The organism is Mesorhizobium sp. M7A.F.Ca.CA.004.04.2.1, from assembly GCF_004022825.1.
Classification (GTDB): Bacteria; Pseudomonadota; Alphaproteobacteria; order Rhizobiales; family Rhizobiaceae; genus Mesorhizobium.
This window is the reverse complement of record NZ_RZPH01001697.1, coordinates 1-580: the sequence shown is the minus strand read 5'-3', so window position 1 is coordinate 580 and position 580 is coordinate 1. Positions and strand designations below refer to the sequence as shown.

The window sequence follows — 580 nt, the reverse complement described above, 5'->3', positions numbered from 1 at the left end:
TTTCTGGACCTCGCTGAAGCGGGAATACGACATTGCCGCCGAGCATTTCTCGATGAACGAAAAGGCGCTGGCCGCCGTCACCCGCACCGCCATCGAAGCCGCTTTCGTCGATAGAAAGACGAAGACCGCGCTTCTTGCCCGGTTGAACAGCGCGGCACGCTGATTTCCGCCGACAAAGCTGTGGTCGGTGCGGGCCAAGCGGTTCCTTGACCGGCGCATTGCCGCTAGGGTTCGCTCAGGCAGCTTGAAGCGCGGCGCGTCCGAAAGGGCCATGCGCGCATTTTCGGGCGCAGGCATCAGGAGAACACCATGCAGGGCGTCACCGTCGTCGACCACCCGCTTGTCCAGCACAAGCTGACCATCATGCGCAAGAAGGAAACCTCGACGGCCGGCTTTCGCCGGCTGCTGCGCGAAATCTCGCTGCTGCTCGGATACGAGGTCACCCGCAACCTCGAACTGACGACGACGACCATCGAGACGCCGATGGAAACCATGGAAGCGCCGACGCTTGAGGGCAAGAAGCTGGTCTTTGCCTCCGTGCTGCGCGCCGGCAACGGCTTGCTGGAAGGCCTGCTCGACC

At 62.9% G+C, this 580-nt stretch carries 1 protein-coding gene and 1 pseudogene; both read left to right on the top strand.

What is annotated here, in order from left to right; translation table 11 throughout:
- Positions 1-163, top strand: a pseudogene (locus EN893_RS37055) (adenosine deaminase); the annotation flags it as partial.
- Positions 164-309: 146 nt separating this feature from the next.
- On the top strand, positions 310-580 hold a 271-nt coding region (locus EN893_RS37050; RefSeq protein WP_281062551.1), incomplete at its 3' end, for a uracil phosphoribosyltransferase.